At 67.1% G+C, this 13,881-nt stretch carries 13 protein-coding genes and 1 tRNA gene; 7 read left to right on the top strand and 7 right to left on the bottom strand.

What is annotated here, in order from left to right; genetic code table 11:
- Positions 1-24: 24 nt before the first annotated feature.
- From clpX to tig, 3 genes are all read right to left on the bottom strand, one after another.
- A complete protein-coding gene (gene clpX, locus HWX39_RS19540; RefSeq protein ID WP_006489345.1) occupies positions 25-1,296 on the bottom strand; it encodes an ATP-dependent Clp protease ATP-binding subunit ClpX in 1,272 nt (423 codons plus the stop codon).
- A gap of 164 nt (positions 1,297-1,460) precedes the next feature.
- Positions 1,461-2,114, bottom strand: a complete 654-nt coding sequence (gene clpP, locus HWX39_RS19535) for an ATP-dependent Clp endopeptidase proteolytic subunit ClpP (RefSeq protein ID WP_010092137.1) — start codon at positions 2,112-2,114, stop codon at positions 1,461-1,463.
- 140 nt (positions 2,115-2,254) lie between these two features.
- Positions 2,255-3,601: a trigger factor gene (gene tig / locus HWX39_RS19530; RefSeq protein ID WP_175969578.1), complete on the bottom strand. Its 1,347-nt coding sequence runs from the start codon at positions 3,599-3,601 to the stop codon at positions 2,255-2,257.
- Positions 3,602-3,990: 389 nt separating this feature from the next.
- Between tig and HWX39_RS19525 the strand changes: the two genes are divergently transcribed.
- Entirely contained in the window at positions 3,991-5,136 is a 1,146-nt protein-coding gene (locus HWX39_RS19525) for a glycerate kinase (protein WP_175969577.1), read from the top strand.
- Between the two features lie 62 nt (positions 5,137-5,198).
- Positions 5,199-5,648 (top strand): MarR family transcriptional regulator, encoded by a 450-nt coding sequence (locus HWX39_RS19520; RefSeq protein WP_039367176.1) that lies wholly within the window; start codon positions 5,199-5,201, stop codon positions 5,646-5,648.
- Between the two features lie 170 nt (positions 5,649-5,818).
- On the opposite strand, the gene HWX39_RS19515 is transcribed toward HWX39_RS19520, so the two are convergent.
- Together HWX39_RS19515 and HWX39_RS19510 are read right to left on the bottom strand one after the other, a co-directional pair.
- Positions 5,819-6,817, bottom strand: coding sequence for a 2-dehydropantoate 2-reductase (locus tag HWX39_RS19515; protein WP_175969576.1), 999 nt, complete (start codon positions 6,815-6,817; stop codon positions 5,819-5,821).
- Between the two features lie 109 nt (positions 6,818-6,926).
- Positions 6,927-8,072: a helix-turn-helix transcriptional regulator gene (locus HWX39_RS19510; protein ID WP_175969575.1), complete on the bottom strand. Its 1,146-nt coding sequence runs from the start codon at positions 8,070-8,072 to the stop codon at positions 6,927-6,929.
- A gap of 302 nt (positions 8,073-8,374) precedes the next feature.
- On the opposite strand from HWX39_RS19510, the gene HWX39_RS19505 reads away from it, so the two are divergent.
- The 4 genes from HWX39_RS19505 to HWX39_RS19490 all read left to right on the top strand — a co-directional run bounded on the left by HWX39_RS19505 (position 8,375) and on the right by HWX39_RS19490 (position 12,122).
- Complete coding sequence (locus HWX39_RS19505) at positions 8,375-9,421, top strand: porin (RefSeq protein ID WP_175969574.1); 1,047 nt, start codon at positions 8,375-8,377, stop codon at positions 9,419-9,421.
- A gap of 21 nt (positions 9,422-9,442) precedes the next feature.
- The gene (locus HWX39_RS19500; RefSeq protein WP_175969573.1) at positions 9,443-10,651 is read left to right on the top strand and encodes an MFS transporter; all 1,209 of its coding nucleotides are present in this window, start codon (positions 9,443-9,445) and stop codon (positions 10,649-10,651) included.
- A gap of 16 nt (positions 10,652-10,667) precedes the next feature.
- Complete coding sequence (locus HWX39_RS19495; protein WP_175969572.1) at positions 10,668-11,777, top strand: class II histone deacetylase; 1,110 nt, start codon at positions 10,668-10,670, stop codon at positions 11,775-11,777.
- 114 nt (positions 11,778-11,891) lie between these two features.
- Positions 11,892-12,122: a hypothetical protein gene (locus HWX39_RS19490; RefSeq protein WP_175969571.1), complete on the top strand. Its 231-nt coding sequence runs from the start codon at positions 11,892-11,894 to the stop codon at positions 12,120-12,122.
- A 105-nt stretch (positions 12,123-12,227) separates the two neighbouring features.
- On the opposite strand, the gene HWX39_RS19485 is transcribed toward HWX39_RS19490, so the two are convergent.
- Together HWX39_RS19485 and HWX39_RS19480 are read right to left on the bottom strand one after the other, a co-directional pair.
- A complete protein-coding gene (locus tag HWX39_RS19485) occupies positions 12,228-12,521 on the bottom strand; it encodes a hypothetical protein (RefSeq protein ID WP_175969570.1) in 294 nt (97 codons plus the stop codon).
- Positions 12,522-12,714: 193 nt separating this feature from the next.
- Positions 12,715-12,801: transfer RNA gene (locus tag HWX39_RS19480), tRNA-Leu, on the bottom strand.
- A gap of 236 nt (positions 12,802-13,037) precedes the next feature.
- Between HWX39_RS19480 and hpnD the strand changes: the two genes are divergently transcribed.
- A complete protein-coding gene (gene hpnD, locus HWX39_RS19475) occupies positions 13,038-13,871 on the top strand; it encodes a presqualene diphosphate synthase HpnD (protein ID WP_175969569.1) in 834 nt (277 codons plus the stop codon).
- The last annotated feature ends 10 nt before the right edge of the window (positions 13,872-13,881 follow it).

Below are 13,881 nucleotides of genomic sequence, written 5' to 3'. Positions count from 1 at the left end.
CGCAGAACATCGTCGGCAAGCCGGTCAGTTCGAACCCGCCACCTTCGGCGTGTCCTCGTAGATCAGCAAAGGCTTGCCGTCGCCATCGATGACGTTTTCGTCAATGATGACTTTGCTGACCCCTTTCATTGTCGGCAGTTCGTACATCACGTCGAGCAATGCCTGTTCGATGATCGAACGCAAACCGCGCGCGCCGGTCTTGCGGCGGATCGCCTTGCGGGCGACTGCCTGCAGTGCGCCCGGCCGGATCTCCAGCTCGACGCGCTCCATCGCGAACAGCTTGTGATACTGCTTGACGAGCGCGTTCTTCGGCTCGACCAGGATCTTCATCAGCGCGGCTTCATCGAGCTTGCCGAGCGTCGCGACCACCGGCAGGCGGCCGATCAATTCGGGGATCAGACCGAATTTGATCAGGTCTTCCGGTTCCGTTTCGCGCAGCACTTCGCCCGCGTCGCGTTCCTGCTTGCTCTTGACGGTCGCGCCAAAGCCGATGCCGGTTTTCTCGGTGCGGTCGGTGATCACCTTTTCAAGGCCATCGAATGCCCCACCGCAGATGAACAGGATGTTGGTCGTGTCGACCTGGATGAAATCCTGGTTCGGGTGCTTGCGGCCACCCTGCGGCGGCACCGACGCCATCGTGCCCTCGACGAGCTTCAGCAGTGCCTGCTGGACGCCCTCGCCCGACACGTCGCGCGTGATCGACGGGTTGTCCGACTTGCGGCTGATCTTGTCGATTTCGTCGATGTAGACGATCCCGCGCTGGGCCTTGTCGACCTCGTAGTTGCAGTTCTGCAACAGCTTCTGAATGATGTTCTCGACGTCCTCGCCGACGTAGCCGGCTTCGGTCAGCGTCGTCGCATCGGCGATCACGAACGGCACGTTGAGCAACCGTGCGAGCGTCTGTGCGAGCAGCGTCTTGCCGGAGCCCGTCGGGCCGATCAGCAGGATGTTGCTCTTCGACAGCTCGACGTCGTCCTTCTTGTCGAGATGCTTCAGACGCTTGTAGTGGTTGTACACGGCCACCGCGAGGATCTTCTTCGCGCGCTCCTGGCCGATCACGTACTGATCGAGGATGTCGCGAATTTCCTGCGGGCTCGGCAGATCCGACCGCGACAGGCTGGCCTCGACGCCGGCGGCAGCCGCCTCGTCGCGAATGATCTCGTTGCAGAGGTCGATACATTCATCGCAGATGAACACCGACGGGCCCGCGATGAGTTTTTTCACCTCATGCTGGCTCTTCCCGCAAAACGAGCAATACAACAGCTTCTCGCTGTTCGAACCTTTTTTGTCCGCCATGAATGTAGAGCCTCCGGACAGGTAAATGACATGATACGCCGAATGCTCCGAACGCCGCGCCTAGGGCGCGACCGGAGCCGGCCGGATGCGCTTGCCGCAGAGGCTCAGGGCGTGCGGAACATCGCAGGGGCGCCGCGTGAATCGGGGCGGCACCCCACTTAAGTTTACGGGCGCTTCAGCAGCACCTGATCGATCAGTCCGTACGCCTTCGCGTCTTCGCTCGACATGAAGTTATCACGGTCGGTGTCGCGCGCAATGCGTTCCACATCCTGACCCGTGTGCTGCGCGAGCAACTGGTTCAGCCGCTCCTTCAGGTAGAGGATTTCGCGCGCTTGGATCTCGATGTCGGATGCCTGGCCGCGTGCGCCGCCGAGCGGCTGGTGAATCATCACGCGCGAGTTCGGCAGCGCGAAGCGCTTGCCCTTCGCGCCCGACGCCAGCAGGAACGCGCCCATGCTCGCCGCGAGGCCCATGCACAGCGTCGACACGTCCGGCTTGATGAACTGCATCGTGTCGTAGATCGCCATGCCGGCCGACACCGACCCGCCCGGGCTGTTGATGTACAGGCTGATGTCCTTGTCGGGATTCTCGCTCTCGAGGAACAGCAACTGCGCGACCACGAGGTTCGCGGTCTGGTCGTTCACTTCGCCGACCATGAACACCAGGCGCTCCTTCAGGAGACGCGAGTAGATATCGTACGAACGCTCGCCGCGGCCGCTCGTTTCGACGACGATCGGCACCAGCCCCAGCGCTTGCGCCTCGAAACCCTGCGGCGCGTTCGAAGCAAGCATGTCCAGCAATTCAGCGCGAGTGATCATTCAATGAACCTTGTTCGATTGGAAAATTGAACGGAGGGAAGCCGCCCGCTCAATCGCCATATTAATGGCAACCGTGCGCTTGACGTGAAAACGGCGTGCGGGCCGTCGCTCCGACAGCCGGCACGCCGCTAGAGCGACACTTACGCTTGCGCCGATGCGCTCGCGAGTGCCTCGAAGCTCACTTCCTTGTCCGTCACCTTTGCCTTGCCCAGCACGAAATCGACGACGTTGCTTTCAACGACGAACGCTTCCATCTCGGCGAGGCGCTGCTGGTTGGAATAATACCAGCGGACCACTTCCTTCGGGTCTTCGTAGCTCTTCGCGAACTCGTCGACTTCCGCGCGGATCTGTTCCGGCTTCGCTTCGAGGCCATTCGACTTCACGAGCTCGGCCAGCACGAGGCCCAGCTTCACGCGACGCTCGGCCTGCTCGGCGAACATCTCGGCCGGGATCGGTGCGTCCTTCGCGTTCGGCACGCCGCGCTGCGCCAGATCCTGGCGAGCCATTTCGACGAGACGTTGCTGATCCTGCTCGATCAGCGCCTTCGGCACGTCGAGTTCGGAGATCTTCAGCAGCGCGTCCATCACCTGGTTCTTCACGATCGACTGCGTGCGGCGCTTCGCTTCACGCTCGAGGTTTTCCTTGATCTCGGCGCGCATCTTCGTGAGATCGCCGTCTTCGATGCCGAGCGACTTCGCGAATTCTGCGTCGATTTCCGGCAGGTGCGGCCACTCGATCTTCTTCATCGTGACCGTGAATTGCGCCGTCTTACCCGCGACGTCCTTGCCGTGGTAATCCTCCGGGAATGCCAGGTCGAACGTGCGCGATTCGCCGGCCTTCAGGCCCAGCGCCGCGGTTTCGAATTCCGGCAGCATGCGGCCTTCGCCGAGCACGAACGGGAAATCTTCAGCCGTGCCGCCCTGGAACGCGACGCCGTCGATCTTGCCGACGAAGTCGACCGTCACGCGGTCGCCGTTCTTCGCTGCGGTGTCCGCGCCGCCGTCGCCGTGCTCGCCGGCTTCGCCACGTGCGTGGTAGTGCACGCGCTGCTTGCGCAGGATGTCCAGCGTGCGGTCGATTTCAGCGTCGCCGATCGACGTCGTCGAACGCTCGACTTCAGCCGTCGCCAGATCGCCGATCTTCACTTCCGGGTAGACCTCGAACGTCGCGTCGAACGCGTATGCATCTTCAGCCTGCTCCTGCTTCGGCTCGAAGCTCGGCTGACCAGCGACGCGCAGGTTTTCCGCGCGGCTGATCGTGAAGAATTCCTGGCCGACCTTGTCGCTCAGCACTTCCGCTTCGACCTGACCCGCGTACTGCTGCGCGACCATCTTCAGCGGCACCTTGCCCGGGCGGAAACCCGGCATGCGCACGTTCTTCGCGAGTTTCTGGATACGGGCGTCGATTTCCTTCTGCACGGTGTCTTTCGGCAGGGAAATCGTCACACGGCGTTCAAGCTTGCCGAGGTTCTCAACAACGTTAGCCATGGCTTCAATCGTCCTAAAATTATTCGAGCAAATCGGGTTTTCCTTGCCGTGCCTGCCTGCGGCGTGATGTGCGTCACATCCACTCGCCGCGCCGGAGCGCCACGCCATCCCTGCACGCGCCGGATGGCTAGCGCAAGCGGCTCGGAGCACGGCTTTGGCCGGAAGAATCGACTATTCTAGCAAACAATTTTCATCACACCGCCAGATCGGCGCGACGCGCATGCGTCTGCGCCGCGCCAACAGCCCTTCGCACGGCAATGCACGCGGATCGCCGCTATGCCGAACGCCGTATCCTCCACGGCCCCGCCATCCTGTAAGCTCCAACTGAGGGTACGCCGCCGTCGCGGCCCCAGTCATTCTTCACACCAATCACGCCGTCCGGAGACACCATGCCGCATCACCCGTCCGCGCCTGTCGTCGTCATCGCGCCCGATTCGTTCAAAGGTTCGCTTTCCGCCGAGCAGGTCGCGGACGCGATCGCCACCGGCATTCGCCGCGCCCGGCCCGACGCTGTCGTGCGCTGCTGCCCGATGGCCGACGGCGGCGAAGGCACGCTCGACGCGATGCTGGCAGGCGGCGGCACGCGGCGCGCGCTGCGGGTGGCCGGCGCATCGCTCGCAGCACGCGACGCGGCGGTCGGCGTGATCGACGCGCGCACCGCGATCGTCGAGACGGCCGAAATCGTCGGCATTACGGATCCGGCCGGCATGAGCGTGCCCGTCGACGCGCGCAGCACGCGCGGGATGGGTGAAGCGATCCGCACGCTGCTCGACGAAGGCGTGCGCCGCTTCTTCGTCGCGCTTGGCGGCAGCAGCACCAACGACGCGGGCGCCGGGCTGCTCGCCGGCCTCGGCCTCCAGTGCTTCGACGCAGGCGGCCAGCCGGTCGAGCCGGTTCCGTCGCGGCTCGCCGACATCGCACGCATCGACGCGTCGGGGCTCGACCCGCGCCTGAAGGAAACCGAATTCATCGGCATGTCCGACGTCGACAACCCGCTGACGGGCGCGCACGGCGCGACCGCCGTGTTCGGCCCGCAAAAGGGCGTGACGCCCGAGCAGGTTGCGACCCTTGACGCGGCCCTCGCCCGCTTCGCCGACCTGCTCGAAGCCGCGCTCGACCGTCGCAGCCGCGACCTGCCGGGCGCCGGTGCCGCAGGCGGCCTCGGTTTCGCGCTGCACATGCTCGGCGCGCAGTTCGAAGCCGGCGCCGAAGTGGTCGCGCGTCAGGTCGGGCTCGACGCGGCGCTCGCGGGCGCGGACTGGCTGATCACCGGCGAAGGCCGCTCCGACGTGCAGACACTGCACGGGAAAGCGCCGTTCATCGCGTGCCGCCACGCGCAGGCCGCCGGCGTGCCCGCGTCGCTGCTGTCCGGCGCAATCGACCCGGCCGCGCTGCCCCGCCTGTCCGAACATTTTTCCGGCTGCTTCTCGCCGGCGCCCGGGCCGATCACGCTCGACGTCGCGATCCGCGACGCGGCCAGCCTGCTCGCGAACGAAGCGGAGCAATTGACACGCCTGAAGTACGGCGCACACTGACCGTTGACCCGAGCGCGCGATACAGGAACAATCGGGCCCGCCCTTTTTCTTCAGGATTCGACATGAAAGGCCGTCAAGCCGGGCTCGATCAGTTTCTGACCTATCGCCTCCACGCGCTCACGAAGCGATCCGACCGCGGGATCGGCGAGGTGTACCGGCACAAGCTCGACATCTCGCTGCCCGAAGCGCGCGTGATCGCCGCCGTCGGCGCCTTCGGCCCGTTCTCGATCATGGATCTCGCGCGCCACACCAATCTCGACAAGAGCCAGGCGAGCCGGGCAGCCGAGGCGCTGCTGCGCCAGGGGCTGCTCGAACGCAGTGCCAGCGAGGAAGATGGCCGGATCGTGCTGATCGCGCTGACCGCCGACGGCCGCGCGCTGCATCGCAAGATCATGCCGATCGTACGCAAGTGGAACGATGGCTTGCTCGCGTGCTTGTCCGACAGCGAACGCCAGACGTTCGAGCGGCTGCTCGACAAGGTGGTCGCGCACGCGACCGAGCGGGACGACTGAGTGGCAACACGGGCAAGGCGCCCGCAGCATTGATCCGATGAATTAGACGAGCCGCCCCGGTCGCCTCAGCCACGACGCGGGCGGCCCGCTTTGCGTCATGCGTTGCGCACCGCAAGCGGATCGCAGCGCTTCGCGTCACCGGCGTCGCGCATGCCGCGGCCCCGCCCGCACTACAACCCGCTGTTCGTCGCGCGCTGCCGGAGCAGCCCGAGCACCGCGTCGCAATACGGGGTCGGCACGCCGAGCTTGCGCCCGAGTTCGGGAAACACGCCGAGGATCGGCCCGATCTCGAGCGCGCGCCCCGCTTCGAAATCCTGCAGCATCGACGTCTTGAACGCGCCGAGCTTGCGCGTGACCGCGATCCGCTCGGGCCCGCTCATCCCCGTCGACAGGCCGAGCTTCGCGCCGATCGCGGCCGCCTCCTCCATCATCCGCAACGCGAGATCCTGCGTGAACGGATCGTCGAGCAACTGCTCGGCCGTCGACCCCGTCAGCGCGCTCAGCGGATTCATGTTCATGTTGCCCCACAGCTTCGTCCAGATCTCGGTCCGGATCGCGGGCGTCGACTCGACGTCGAAGCCACCCGCCGCGAGCGCCGCGGCAAACCGGGCGGCAGGCACGTCGAGCCGCGCATCGGGCGCACCGACGATCAGCCGGTTGCCGCGCCCGCGGCGCACGACGCCCGGCGCGTCGGTACTCGACGACAGGTGCACGACGCAACCGATCGCCTGCGCGGGCGGCAACGCCGCCGACACCACGCCGGCCGGATCGACCGCATCGAGCGGCACACTGTCAAGCGCCCCTTCGAGCCCGTGCGTGAACCACCACGGCAGCCCGTTCATTGCCGCGACGATCACGGTGCCCGGCCCAACCAGCGGCGCAATGCGCGCAGCCAGCGCCGGCAGCACCTGCGCCTTCAGCGCGATCACCACGTAGTCCTGCACGCCGAGCGCGGCCGCATCGTCGCTCGCTCGCACCGGAACCGACGACGTCACGCCCGCCTCGTCGATCACGCGCACGCCGTGGGTGTTCAATGCGTCGAGCGTCGCGCCGCGCGCATACGCGCTCACGGTCATGCCGGCCCGCGACAACGCGGCCGCGAGCAACCCGCCGATCGCGCCGACCCCGACCACCGCCGCGCGCACCGGCCCTGCATTCGTGTCGTTCATGATGGAATTCCGTCTCCTGGGAACTGACGAGCATAACGCTCAATGGTTGCGGGCACAACCATTGACGCGAGCGCGTGCAATGCGCGGCGGCCGTGCGACTCGGCGCCATTCAGCGCCGCTCGTCACCGGCTTCCACCGCCTCGTCGTCGGCCGTACCGCCCGTCGCGCCGAGCACGCCGGCAATCTGGCTCTTGTCGTGCATGCCGAGCTTGCGGTACGCGCAGCGCAGGTAGTGACGCACGGTCGTCGGCGAAATCGCCATCTGTTGCGCGACTTCCTTGTGCGAGCGCCCTGCGCCGTAATAGCGGATCGCCGCGAGCTCGCGCGGGCTCAGCCGGTCGAGCAGCGAGCGCGGCCGCGCTTCGATCTGGAACAGCCCCGCAACCGGTACGCACTGGATTCGCAGCGCATCGCCGACGAACGGCTGGCCCGACTGGCGCCGCAGGTGCGCGACGAGCGGCTCCGGCACGCGCGCGCCGACCCACGCCGGCCATTCGGTGCGCAGCACGTCGTCGAAACCGTGATCGGCATGGTGGAGCACGCCGAAGTTGTCGCACAGTGCGCGCGCCGCCGGCGCGACGGTATCACCTCGCTCGCGCGTGAGCTGCGCGGCGCGATTGATCGTCAGCGCCGCCGCGAGATGCGGAATCACTTCCTCGAAACGGCGCGCATCGTCGTCGCTGAACGGGCGATTCAGCCCCTGGCGGTAGATCGACATGAACGTCGTCAGGCCGAACCGGCGATCGAGCGTGCACACGCACATCAGCTGCGCGAGACCGTACTTCACGCACCAGTCGCGAAACCGGGCATCGAGCCCCGGTTCGACGACCGACAAACGCACCGCGTGGCCGTGCGCGCCGCGCAGCGTGCGGTGCGCAAGCGGGTCGCAATCGCGCACGCGCTTCCAGTCGCTGAAGAACGCGTGCGGCAGACGGTACAGGAAGCTGTTGTGCATCACCGGGCCGGTCGGCACATGGGTCGCGACGCCGGTCCATGCAGCGTCGAATGGAATGAGCGCCTGCAGCAGCGAGAAGAAGCGGTATTCGAATTCGCCGATGCCGGACCGGGCGGCAACTGCGTACAGGTCGAGCAGCATCAGCCCGAGTTCGCGCTGCGATGCGTCGCCGTGCGTAACGCCGTCGAAATCGGCACGCCGGGGCGGCAGCGGCGGCCAGGCGAAGTCGTCGAGCACGATGGCTGCCGGCACGTCGCGCAGCGCATCGAGATCCTGCCCGAAATCCGTCGTGATCCTCACCTTCCGCTCCCCTGCCCGATCGGGCCGCTGATGTGCGCAACGACACCGGTCGATTATAGCGACCGGCTTTTTTGACAGGCCACGGCGTCGGAACGGGCGTCAGCCCCATCCATTTGAACGGTGCACGGCACGTTGCTGCCCCGCAGCACGCCGCGCCACCGCAGCCCGCCGCGTGCATGCCGGGCACCACGGGTTTTCCACACCGTTCATCTGTACGACTGTTCGACGGTTTTCCCGCTACGGACACTGCGTCGCGACAACACCAACGACAAACCGATGCAGGACGGTATGGAGAACCCCACGTGACGAAACCCCGCTTCATCCGCACGGCCGCGGCCGTCGCGACGCTTGCCGCGTGCAGCGCTGCCGCGCACGCGCAGTCGAGTCTCACGCTGTATGGCGCGCTCGATGCCGGCGTGCAATACCTGACGCATGCCGACGGGCGCCACTCGGCCGTGCAGTTGCAGAACTACGGCATCCTGCCTTCGCAGATCGGGCTGAAGGGCCACGAGGATCTCGGTGGCGGCTGGCGAGCGCTGTTCAAGCTCGAACAGGGCCTCAACCTCAACGACGGCACCGCAACCGTGCCCGGCTATGCGTTCTTCCGCGGCGCGTACGTCGGCATCGCGGGGCCGGTCGGCACCGTCACGCTTGGCCGGCAGTTCAGCGTGCTGTTCGACAAGACGCTGTTCTATGACCCGCTCTGGTACGCGTCGTACAGCGGCCAGGGCGTCATCGTGCCGATCAACGCGAACTTCATCGACAACTCGGTCAAGTACCAGTCGCCGACGTTCGCCGGCTTCGACGTGGAAGCGCTTGCCGCGACGTCCGGCGTCGCCGGCAAACCGCACGCCGGACGCGTGCTCGAACTCGGCGGCCAGTACACGAGCAACGGCCTGTCGGTCAGCGCGGTGCTGCATCAGGCGCACGGCGATGTTTCCGCGGCCGACGACGCGTCGGCGCGCCGCCGCGAACTCGGCACGCTCGCCGCGCGCTATGCGTTCGCCACCCTGCCGCTCACTGTCTATGCGGGCGTCGAACGCCTGACCGGCGACCTCGACGCGGCGCGCACGATCGTCTGGGGCGGTGCGCGCTATCAGATGTCGAGCGAGATTGGCCTGAATGCGGGCGTCTATCACACCGACTCGCGCACGCCGGCGATCGGCCACCCGACGCTGTTCATCGCGAGCACCACGTACGCGCTGTCGAAACGCACCGTCGCCTACGTGAACCTCGGCTACGCGCGCAACCGCGGCCAGAGTTCGCAGACCGTCTACGAATACGACCCGACGCCGCTCGCCGGCGCATCGCAGTTCGGCGCGATGGTCGGCATCTATCACCTGTTCTGACTCCCCACACGAGATCCCGCCATGAAAACCCTTACTCCGGATGCCGCACTCCCGCCCGACGGCCGCGCGTCGACCTTCGCGCGCTCGACGCTCGTCGCGCTCGTCGTGTTCGCGGCCATCACGCCGCTGTTGCTGCTCGTGGCGCCCGCCGTCGCCGGCCAGCTCTCGACGCAGCTCGGGTTGTCCGCGTCGCAGATCGGCACCTACTTCTTCGTCGAACTCGGCGCGTTCAGCCTCGCGACCGTGCCGTCGTACCTGTGGCTCGGCCGGGTCGACGCGCGCCGCGCCGCGGTGTTCGCCATCGCGCTGTTCGGCGCGGGCAACCTGCTGACCGCGCTGTGGATGCCGGGCTTCGTCGCGCTGCTCACGCTGCGCGCCGTCACCGCGCTCGGCGGTGGCTCGCTGATGGTGCTCTGCATGACGAGCGCCGCGACGAGCGAGAACAGCGACCGTGTGTACGGCCTGTGGGTCGTCGGCCAGTTGATCGCGGGTGCGATCGGCCTGTTCGTGCTGCCGCATGTATTCGCGGCGTTCGGGCTGCGCGCGCTGTATGTCGCGCTCGCCGCGCTCGCGCTGCTCGCGGCGCCGCTGTCGCGCGGCTTTCCGTCATCGCTGGGCGCGCGAACCGCGCCTGCGCATAACACGCGCGGCGCGGCGGCACATACACCGCATAGTTTCGTCGTGCTCGCGATCGGCGCGGTGCTGACGTTCTATCTCGCGATCGGCAGCGTGTGGACGTTCGCAAGCCGTGCCGCGAACGAAGCCGGACTCGATCCGCAGTCGACCGGCAACGTACTCGCGATCGCGAGCGTGATGGGCATCGCCGGCGCGGCGCTCGCGGCGTGCGCGGGCGGCCGGCTCGCCCGGCGCGCGATGCTCGCGGCCGGTTACGCGCTGCTGGCTGCCTCGCTCGTCGCGCTCGCGGTGATGCGAAACGCCGGCGGCTACAGCGCGGCGATCTTCGCGTTCAAGTTCGCGTGGACGTTCGTGCTGCCGTTCATCCTCGCGACCGTCGCGCAGATCGACACGTCGGGCCGCCTCGTCGCCACGCTCAATTTCGTGATCGGCGCAGGCCTCGCGGCCGGCCCGCTGCTGGCCGGGCTGATGCTCGACGCCGGCGGCACGATGCGCGTGCTGTTCACGGCCGCGACGGCAGTCGCGATCGCGTCTTTCACCGCGCTGCGCCGCATCGATCGGCGCACCCGCCCTTCCGTTTCCTCCCAACCGTGACAGGTCACGCACATCCATGAATCGCACTGCCTTCTTCACCGACGAACGCACTTTCTGGCATACCGGCGGCACGCATGCGCTGTTCTTCCCGGTCGGCGGCTGGGTCCAGCCGCCGTCGAGCGCCGGCTACGCGGAATCGCCCGACTCGAAGCGCCGTTTCCTGTCGCTCGTGCAGGCCTCGGGCCTGGCCGCTCAGCTCGACCTGCACGGCGCCGAACCGGCCTCGACCGCCGACCTGCTGCGCATTCATCCCGCGCACTATCTCGACGCGTTCCGCGCACTCAGCGATGCGAACGGCGGCGACCTCGGCGATCTCGCGCCGTTCGGCAAGGGTAGCTACGAGATTGCTGCGCTGTCGGCCGGCCTCGCGATCGCGGCCGTCGATACGGTCGTCGGCGAACGTGCGGCGAACGCGTTCTCGCTGTCGCGGCCGCCCGGCCACCACTGCCTGCGCGACCGCCCGATGGGCTTCTGCCTGCTCGCGAACATCCCGATCGCGATCGAGGCTGCCCGCGCGAAATACGGCATCGAGCGCGTCGCGGTGATCGACTGGGACGTGCACCACGGCAACGGCACGCAGTCGATCTACTACGACGATCCGGACACGCTGACGATCTCGCTGCATCAGGACCGCTGCTTCCCGCCCGGCTACAGCGGCGCGGACGATCGCGGCCAAGGCGCGGGCGTCGGCGCGAACCTGAACGTGCCGCTGCTCGCGGGCAGCGGCGACGATGCGTATCGCTACGCGTTCGAACGGATCGTGCTGCCGGCGCTGGAGCGTTTCCGGCCCGAGCTGATCGTGGTCGCCAGCGGCCTCGACGCCAGCGCGGTCGACCCGCTCGCGCGCATGCAGCTGCATACCGACAGTTACCGGTTCATGACGCGTGCGGTGAAGGATGCCGCGCAACGCCATTGCGGCGGGCGGCTCGCGATCGTTCACGAAGGCGGCTATTCGGAAGCGTACGTGCCGTTCTGCGGGCTCGCGATCGTCGAGGAGCTGGCCGGCATTCGCACCGACGTCGCCGATCCGATGCTCGACCTCGCGATCGCGCAGCAGCCTGGCGAGCGGTTCGTCGCGTTCCAGCGCGAACTGCTCGATGAACTGGCGGTATCGTTCGGGTCGTAGCGCGCGCTGGTAGACGCGACGAGGGCCGGCCTGCGCCGGCCCCCTTGCGCGATCGGTGCGGATGGGGTTTCCTGTGCTTTTATCCCCGTTCCGGCCCGAAGCCGCACTCTTCCGATGAAACCGTCCTCGCGCGACAACAATGACGATGCCAAGACGCGCCGCCAGCCTTCGAAGCTGGTTCTGAACATCGCCGCCGTGACGGTCGGCCTCATCACGTTCGCGATCGGCGCGGCGTGGGTGATCTATAGCTGGGTGGTCGATCGCGAAGCGCAGTATTTCGCGATCCCGCTGGTGTTCTCGGTGCCGGTGATCGTGGCGGTCGCGATCCGGAGTTTCTGGGAATAAACCCGCCTGAAATGACGAAACGCCGCGGGTCGGGCGACGCGCGGCGCCGGGTGTCGGGCTTGTTTCAGATAACGCGGAGATCTCCGCAGCTTGCCTGAGGGCCGGTCACAAGCCCGGGCGCGGGCACGGATTGGAGACTGCGCCCTGATATCCGCCGGTGACGATGCCGAGCGCGGCACCGGCCAGCGACGTGCCGAGGGCTTTCAGTACGTTTTCCGTGGAGAACGTCTCGCCGCTCGTCGTCACCCGCCCCGAGTACGCAGAGCACGCCGACGACGACGAAACCGTCTGCGCGGGCCTCGTGCTCCATGCAATGTTCTCGGCAGGCGTATTGGCAAATGCCGGCGCGACCAGCATCAGCGCCAGTACGGAAATCGGGATGCGGACGGTGTTTTTCATCGGTGGTCCTCGGCGTAATTGCGTTTCTTATATGGGAAGTGAACACGATATTACGCGCGGCACGAATTTTCGTGCACCGCTTGCCCAGGCTCGCGTGCCGGGAAACGCAACGACATCAACGAAAAAGCGCTGCGGTCAATCGACCGGCAGCGCTTCTTGATGAACGGCCCCTGACGGAGGCGCATTCGACTTCTGGTGCGTGAGGCCGGACTCGAACCGGCACACCCTTGCGGGCGTCAGGACCTAAACCTGGTGCGTCTACCAATTTCGCCACTCACGCGCATTTTCTGTCGCCTGACCACGCGGCACGCAAGATGCGTTTCCACGCGCCCGGGACACCGCGCCGGCCTGTAACCGGCACGCCCGATCAGGCGAGCGCGAGATTCTACCCGATCCGCGCGGCGTTGTCTCGTCCCCGCCGGCACCCATCGTGCAGCGGTGCTAGAATGCCGCGCTCGACGTTTCGGCACCGCGCCGCCGCGCGTCCCCCGAACCCGCCCCCACACGATTCCGCCCGTGAACTTCGACGACTACTGTCAGCAAAAGGCCGCCCCTGCGGGCTCCAGCGTCTACTACGCGCTGCGTCAGGCGCCGCTCGCCGCGCAACCGCGCCTGACCGCGCTGTTCGCGCTGCGTCGCGAACTCGAGGAAACCGTCAAGGAAACCAGCGACCCGACCATCGGGCACACGAAGCTCGCGTGGTGGCACAAGGAACTCGCGGCGCTGGCCGATGGGCAGCCGTCGCACCCAGTTACGAAGGCGCTCGCGCAGCATCATCCGGCGATCGCCGCCGAGGCCGACGCATTGCGCACGCTCGTCAACGGTTACGGGATGGATCTCGAACAGGCGCGCTACCTCGATTTCGCGAACCTGCAGCGCTATATCGCCCAGGTCGGCGGCACCTTCGCGTCGCTGGTCGCGCGCGCCAGCGCCGCGAACCCGGCCGATCCGCAACCGTGGGCCGAGGATGCCGGCCGCGCGCTGATGCTCGCGCAATTCGTGCAGGAACTCGGCAACGACGCGCGCCACGGCCGCATCTACCTGCCGATCGACGAACTGCAGCGCTACAACGTGACCGCGGCCGATCTGCTGAACCGCCGCTACAGCCCGGCCTTCACCGAATTGCTGCAATTCCAGACGGCCCGCGCGCGCGAAGCGCTCGTGGCCGCCGAAGCAGCGATCCCCGCATCCGAACGCCGCGCACAGCGCACGCTGCGTGCACAGATCGCCCTGGCCGGCGCACTGCTCGACGAGATCGAGCGCGACGGCTTCCAGGTACTGCACCAGCGCATCGCGCTGACGCCGATCCGCAAGCTGTGGGTCGCGTGGCGCACCGCGCGCCGACGCTGACCCGGGCGCC

It is taken from the genome of Burkholderia sp. BCC0322 (assembly GCF_902833045.1).
Classification (GTDB): Bacteria; Pseudomonadota; Gammaproteobacteria; order Burkholderiales; family Burkholderiaceae; genus Burkholderia.
The sequence above is the reverse complement of the archived record's forward strand: the minus strand, read 5'-3'. Positions and strand labels throughout refer to the sequence as shown.